3 protein-coding genes, 14 tRNA genes and 2 rRNA genes are annotated in these 6075 nt (G+C 46.1%); 1 reads left to right on the forward strand and 18 read right to left on the reverse strand.

Annotation, left to right across the window (positions count from 1 at the left end; genetic code table 11):
- The coding region (locus tag A3848_RS24385) for a transposase (protein ID WP_178382071.1) at positions 1–444 on the forward strand (444 nt) is incomplete at its 5' end.
- A gap of 280 nt (positions 445–724) precedes the next feature.
- Here the strand turns inward: A3848_RS24385 and A3848_RS24390 are convergent.
- The 18 genes from A3848_RS24390 to A3848_RS24475 form a co-directional block, all read right to left on the reverse strand.
- Positions 725–3004, reverse strand: coding sequence for a copper amine oxidase N-terminal domain-containing protein (locus tag A3848_RS24390; protein ID WP_074087487.1), 2280 nt, complete (start codon positions 3002–3004; stop codon positions 725–727).
- Positions 3005–3273: 269 nt separating this feature from the next.
- Positions 3274–4227: a helix-turn-helix transcriptional regulator gene (locus tag A3848_RS24395; RefSeq protein ID WP_074087488.1), complete on the reverse strand. Its 954-nt coding sequence runs from the start codon at positions 4225–4227 to the stop codon at positions 3274–3276.
- 157 nt (positions 4228–4384) lie between these two features.
- A tRNA-Gly gene (locus A3848_RS24400) sits at positions 4385–4455 on the reverse strand.
- Between the two features lie 12 nt (positions 4456–4467).
- Positions 4468–4541: transfer RNA gene (locus A3848_RS24405), tRNA-Pro, on the reverse strand.
- 27 nt (positions 4542–4568) lie between these two features.
- A tRNA-Arg gene (locus A3848_RS24410) sits at positions 4569–4645 on the reverse strand.
- Positions 4646–4655: 10 nt separating this feature from the next.
- A tRNA-Gly gene (locus tag A3848_RS24415) sits at positions 4656–4730 on the reverse strand.
- 7 nt (positions 4731–4737) lie between these two features.
- Positions 4738–4821: transfer RNA gene (locus A3848_RS24420), tRNA-Leu, on the reverse strand.
- A 17-nt stretch (positions 4822–4838) separates the two neighbouring features.
- Positions 4839–4914, reverse strand: a tRNA-Lys gene (locus tag A3848_RS24425).
- 10 nt (positions 4915–4924) lie between these two features.
- A tRNA-Gln gene (locus A3848_RS24430) sits at positions 4925–4999 on the reverse strand.
- A 94-nt stretch (positions 5000–5093) separates the two neighbouring features.
- A tRNA-Asp gene (locus A3848_RS24435) sits at positions 5094–5171 on the reverse strand.
- A 4-nt stretch (positions 5172–5175) separates the two neighbouring features.
- A tRNA-Met gene (locus A3848_RS24440) sits at positions 5176–5252 on the reverse strand.
- Between the two features lie 26 nt (positions 5253–5278).
- Positions 5279–5354: transfer RNA gene (locus A3848_RS24445), tRNA-Val, on the reverse strand.
- A 6-nt stretch (positions 5355–5360) separates the two neighbouring features.
- Positions 5361–5432, reverse strand: a tRNA-Glu gene (locus A3848_RS24450).
- Positions 5433–5471: 39 nt separating this feature from the next.
- A tRNA-Ser gene (locus tag A3848_RS24455) sits at positions 5472–5561 on the reverse strand.
- 4 nt (positions 5562–5565) lie between these two features.
- Positions 5566–5641: transfer RNA gene (locus tag A3848_RS24460), tRNA-Asn, on the reverse strand.
- 3 nt (positions 5642–5644) lie between these two features.
- Positions 5645–5721, reverse strand: a tRNA-Ile gene (locus A3848_RS24465).
- 55 nt (positions 5722–5776) lie between these two features.
- A 5S ribosomal RNA gene (rrf, locus tag A3848_RS24470) occupies positions 5777–5893 on the reverse strand.
- 77 nt (positions 5894–5970) lie between these two features.
- Positions 5971–6075 (reverse strand): 23S ribosomal RNA (locus tag A3848_RS24475); the annotation flags it as partial.

Consider the following 6075-nt stretch of genomic DNA (forward strand, 5'->3'; position numbering starts at 1 on the left):
ACATACAACAAAGCCGAGGATACATGGACGTGCCCAGCTGGACAAACGCTGCATTTCCGCAAAGAAAGCAAGGAAACGCTGGGGAGTGGATATGAAATTCGAAAACGTCATTACCGTAGCCAGAGCTGCGAGGGCTGCCCACTGAAGGAACAATGTACGAAAGCCGAAGGAAATCGAGAAGTGGTCGTCAGTTTGGAACGATTGCGGTACCAGAGTCAGGCTCGGGAGATTCTACGGAGTGAAGAACGTTATGCCTTGGCCGTCCGCCGAATGACAGAACCAGAAAGCGTGTTTGGACAACTGAAGAACAACCGGGGCTTCCGGAGGTTTCTGCTTCGCGGCATGGAAAAAGTGACGCTTGAAGTCGGGTGGCTTTCACTTGCTCATAATCTGCTGAAGCAAGCTGCCAATGACCAAAAACACAGATCAGCGATCCTCCAATAACGGGAGAATCGCTGCTTTGCTCACTTTTTGAGGTCTTAAGAATGAAGAAAGCTGTCTAAGTCATAGAAAATCCACTTATGGGACAGCCCCTTACAAAGCTACTCCAATATTGTCTTTTCAATGCATTTTGTACAAATATAAGGATTTATATGTTTCACACCATTAACCATTCTCATATATCTCGCTGAAACGGATATCTGAAAGCGATACGTAGTATCGCTGGCTGCTTCGGAAGCATAACCTTGTAAGAGGACGGCATAGCCGTTTCCACTTGAGCGAGTTATAGTTCAAACTCTTCCGTTGAATCTGAGAGGCCACCATTCTGCACACCACTACTATTGGCTACGGCAAGAATATCCACCTTATATTTTTTCCCTTTTGTAATTAAGGCTCCATTAACATCCCTCGTCGCAGTCACTATTGAAGGATTCGTTCCATTAGGAGCGATCGACTTATAGAACGAAGCTTGCACCCCCAAGGCATCCGTCGAACCAAAGGCCTGTTTGGAAGGAACTACCAATACCCGGTATTCTGAGATATTCGTCTCAATGGATGATTTGTTGAAACTTATCAGTATTTTACCATCGTTCACACTATACGTTACATTCGTTACAGAGATGACCGGGGTCTTACCCGACAAGGTAATGACAGGCGATTCCCCAGACAATACATTAGAACCCGAATAATTCCCGTTTCCGATGGATAACACATACACTTTATAGTTAATTCCGTCCTTTATCAAAGCGCCACGCACGTCTCTGGTTGACGAGGTCAATACTTGATTAGTAGTAGATCCAGTTGTACTTACGGTTGTATAGTAGGTACTCGATACATTATTCGCATCAGATAAGCTGAAGCTGCTGGAATATGACGAGGGCACTACCATAATCCGATACTGGCTAATATAGGTTTCATCCGTGGCATGAGTAAATGACACCCGCAAATCACGGCCATCACCATAGTCGTCAACATCGCTAACACTTAAGTTAGAAACGGCACTCAAGCTCGAAACATTCAACAACATAATATCCGATGAAGCAGATGATAGTACGTTAGCCCCTAAATAAGACCCGCTTCCGATAGATAACACATATACTTTATAGCTAGTGCCATTCTTTATCAAATTGCCGCGTACATCTCTTGCTGACGAGTTCAATACTTGATTGGTAGTAGATCCTGTAGTGCTCACGGTTGTATAGTAGGCACTCGATGTATTATTCGCGTCAGGTAAGCTAAAGCTGCTGGAATATGATGCGGGTACTACTAAGATTCGGTATTGGCTAATATAGGTTTCATCCGTAGCATGAGTAAATGACACCCGCAAATCACGGCCATCATTATAATCGCTAACGTCGCTAACACTCAAGCCAGTGATACCTACGTTTGACAGCGTAATTGCAGATGAAGCAGAAGATAACACATTATTAGCTGCATTACTGCTATCAATCGCCATGACAAACACCCGATAACTAACCCCTGTTTTAACAAGAGCTCCATCCACATCCTTGGCCCCTGAAGACAAGATCTGGGAGATGTTAGAACCCGTCTTGCTCACTTGTGTGGAATCAGAACTGGCAACAGCGTTTGCTTTCGCCAAATTAAAAGTTGAATAATTAGCAGCTTTGATCACGAATATCCGATAAGAACTTACTTTCGTCTCATCTGACAGCTTGTTGAAGCTGACGAATAAATCTCGCCCATCACCATAGTCGCTGATATCATTTACTTTTATATTGCTTAGTAATTCTGCAGTGTTATTTACTAGTGTAATAGGGGAAGACCCACTAGAAAGCGTACTGGCATTATTCCCCTTGCCAACCGTCAAGACATAAGCAATGTACGCTTGATTACTCTTAATGGAATCGCCGTCAACAGTCCTCGAAGTAGCAGTCAATTTAATCGTAGGATTTGAACCTGTTGCTAGTACAGCGGAATAATTAGATGAGGCTATCGTTTGTGCTGATGACAGATTAAGGGTATACCCTGCTTTAACAATCAGAACTCGGTAATGATCCACTAGTGACTCATCTGCCGCTCGAGTGAAGCTAACTTGCAGATCACGGCCGTCACCAAAATCACTTACATCCTGCGCTGCTACGCTAGTAGCCGGACCTGCATTCCCAACGTTCGGGGCCGAGGTGGTTATAGTCACAACTTTGGTCTTCGGGTTCCATCCCACTTCTCGACCCATAGCTTCACTTACGAACCGTGTCGGAACCATTGTTCTGCCCTTCAAATTTAGACCGGGTACATCGAGACTTACAGAGTTATCGTTAATCGTAGCTATCTTGGAGCCGATCTTCAATATAACCGTCGTATCATCCTTAGTGGCCGTTACTGTTTGTGTCTTCTGATTCCACTTGATGTTGGCATTAAAGGCTTCAAAGATTGCACGTAACGGTACCATCGTCCGCCCACTCACCATTACAGGTGGCTGATCTGTAGACAATGGGACTCCATCAATAATAATACTGATGGGTGTGCCCGCCTGGGCTGGGGATTGAAACATCATCGGAAACACTAACAACCCCACTACAATAGAAATCCATAACTTCTTCACTAGTTCATCCTCCTGGATATGCTAAAATCCTCATTTTTTTCTATCTATTTGACGCATTGAAGATGGTAAAAGTTTCTCGATTTACGGGTTACAAAAAAATAACCTATTCCCTGGCATAAGCTATGTATTATAAATGCAAAGAAGATTGAATTCCCCCTAACGCTCTAAGTAACATCTGCCATGTTAATGACGGGGATGAAGGGCCTGCGCTCATTGACGCATGTTGCTGTGAAGTCTTCCTATTCAAAAATCGCTTTTATCGTACCTGCTCACTTTTGGTAAATCTCCATCCACTGGGTAAGCTGACCCTTCAACCCTTCTCTGGCCGACGCCGGTTCCAGAATTTCAGCATTTGGGCCATATTGCAGAATCCACTTGGTGAATTCCTTCTCATTGTTGACAGTCACTTCAAACAGCAGGCTGCCATCCTGCTCATCGCTCATCCATGGATGGACAAAGAGCTCTTCTTCTTTAATATAACGGGCAATTTCAGGGTGAAAGCGCACCTTAAACTTAATATTTTTATTGCCACGGTCAATGGACCAGGTATTTTTCAGATACTTTTTAATATTAAAATCGCCTTTATCAAAGCTCTTATCCGTCACCTCCACCTCCTGAAAACGGCTGATTCGGAAAGTCCGGATGGCCTCCTTAAGATGGCAGTATCCAATCAGATAAAACCGCTGATCCCTCGGAATCAAGTAATACGGATCAATCACACGCTGTGTAGTAGCATTGCGCGACTGGGAATGATAGATAGCCCGAATGCTCTGCTGCTCCACAATCGCGCCGATAATCGGCTGCAGGAAGTTCCGGCTTTCTTTGCGGTAAGCAGGTTTACCCATTTGAATAATATCGCCAATATTCTCAAGTATTGCGTTAGACTTGGATTTTTCCTTGAGATGTGTGCCCATGACCTTATCATAGGCGGTATGGAAGCCTGGGGGAATCTTATCCTGATTCAGGATAGACGGTAAAAGAGAAAAGGCCATTGCCTCCTGCTCGGAGAAATCCAGCGGATACAAAAAAAACTTACCCATAAACTTATAGCCAGTACCTCTACCCTCGTTCGTTACAGGCGCAAAATGGCTTATGATCTCCAAATCCCTGTAGACAGTTCTTATGTTCACATCGCATCTGATCGCCAGATCCGAAGCTGTAATCCCTGGACTGGACTGAATGGCGTTGATAATTTTGAAGATCCGAATTACTTTGTCAGTCATAGATGTAGGCTCCTTAATTTCCTGGTATTCATGATATTGTGCTCGCCACCCTAATAATATCAGTTCCCTACACTTTCTGACTGTCGGCAAAAACACAATAAGGTGAAAAGCACAAAAAAAACCCTTGCTCCACAAGGGTTCTCTCGATTAACAATTAAGCGGGTGATGGGAATCGAACCCACGCTATCAGCTTGGAAGGCTGAAGTTCTACCATTGAACTACACCCGCACAGGTGTAAAATCGGGATGACACGATTTGAACATGCGACCCCCTGGTCCCAAACCAGGTGCTCTACCAAGCTGAGCTACATCCCGTTATTAGAATTCTACTGAAAGTATAAATGGCGCGCCCTGAGAGATTCGAACTCCCGGCCTTTTGATTCGTAGTCAAACGCTCTATCCAGCTGAGCTAAGGGCGCAAAATCTATATGGAGCGGACGACGGGAATCGAACCCGCGACCCTCGCCTTGGCAAGGCGATGCTCTACCGCTGAGCCACGTCCGCAAAAACATGGTGCGCGTGAAGGGACTTGAACCCCCACGTCGTAAAACGCCAGATCCTAAGTCTGGTGCGTCTGCCATTCCGCCACACGCGCACACTTTAGAAGAAAAATGGTGAGCCATGAAGGACTCGAACCTTCGACACCCTGATTAAAAGTCAGGTGCTCTACCAACTGAGCTAATGGCTCTTATACATAATGGCTGGGGATATAGGAATCGAACCTATGAATGACGGAGTCAAAGTCCGTTGCCTTACCGCTTGGCTAATCCCCAATATTAATAATTAGCAAAAACACGGAATCGGGTGGATACTCTATACTTCGAGATATAAGATTCTCAATCCCTGATACCTTGATGCCAATAATAATGGCGGAACCGACGGGATTCGAACCCGCGATCTCCTGCGTGACAGGCAGGCATGTTAGGCCAACTACACCACGGTTCCAAATTGGTTGCGGGGGCAGGATTTGAACCTGCGGCCTTCGGGTTATGAGCCCGACGAGCTACCGGGCTGCTCCACCCCGCGTCAGTAAAAACTTATCAAAAGCACTATGGTGGAGGCTGAGGGGTTCGAACCCCCGACCCTCTGCTTGTAAGGCAGATGCTCTCCCAGCTGAGCTAAGCCTCCATAATATGACCCGTATGGGATTCGAACCCATGTTACCTCCGTGAAAGGGAGGTGTCTTAACCCCTTGACCAACGGGCCATGATTTAAATAAAAATAACGTTTAAGGATGTAACGCAACGGAGAGAGAGGGATTCGAACCCTCGAGACGCTTGTGGCGCCTACACGATTTCCAATCGTGCTCCTTCGGCCAAACTCGGACACCTCTCCATGATGGCTCCCCGAACAGGACTCGAACCTGTGACAACTCGATTAACAGTCGAGTGCTCTACCAACTGAGCTATCAGGGAAAATGGTGGGCCTTAGTGGACTCGAACCACCGACCTCACCCTTATCAGGGGTGCGCTCTAACCAGCTGAGCTAAAGGCCCTTTTATCTTATGTAATTGTTATGGGCAAAAAAAATACCACAGAGTGTGGTTGTCCGCTTGGCGGCGTCCTACTCTCCCAGGACCCTTCGGTCCAAGTACCATCGGCGCTGGAGGGCTTAACGGTCGTGTTCGGGATGGGTACGCGTGGAACCCCTCCGCTATCGCCACCAAACGGGCATTTACAGCGTAAATGCTTCAGGAACCTTCATTCCTGAAAACTGAATCCGAAACGAATCTGCGTTTTATGATTTGGATAAGCCCTCGACCGATTAGTATTGGTCAGCTCCATGCATTGCTGCACTTCCACCTCCAACCTATCTACCTCGTCGTCTTCAAGGGGTCTTACATACTGGG

The sequence above is a fragment of the Paenibacillus sp. P32E genome (assembly GCF_001909085.1).
Classification (GTDB): domain Bacteria; phylum Bacillota; class Bacilli; order Paenibacillales; family Paenibacillaceae; genus Paenibacillus_AQ; species Paenibacillus_AQ helianthi.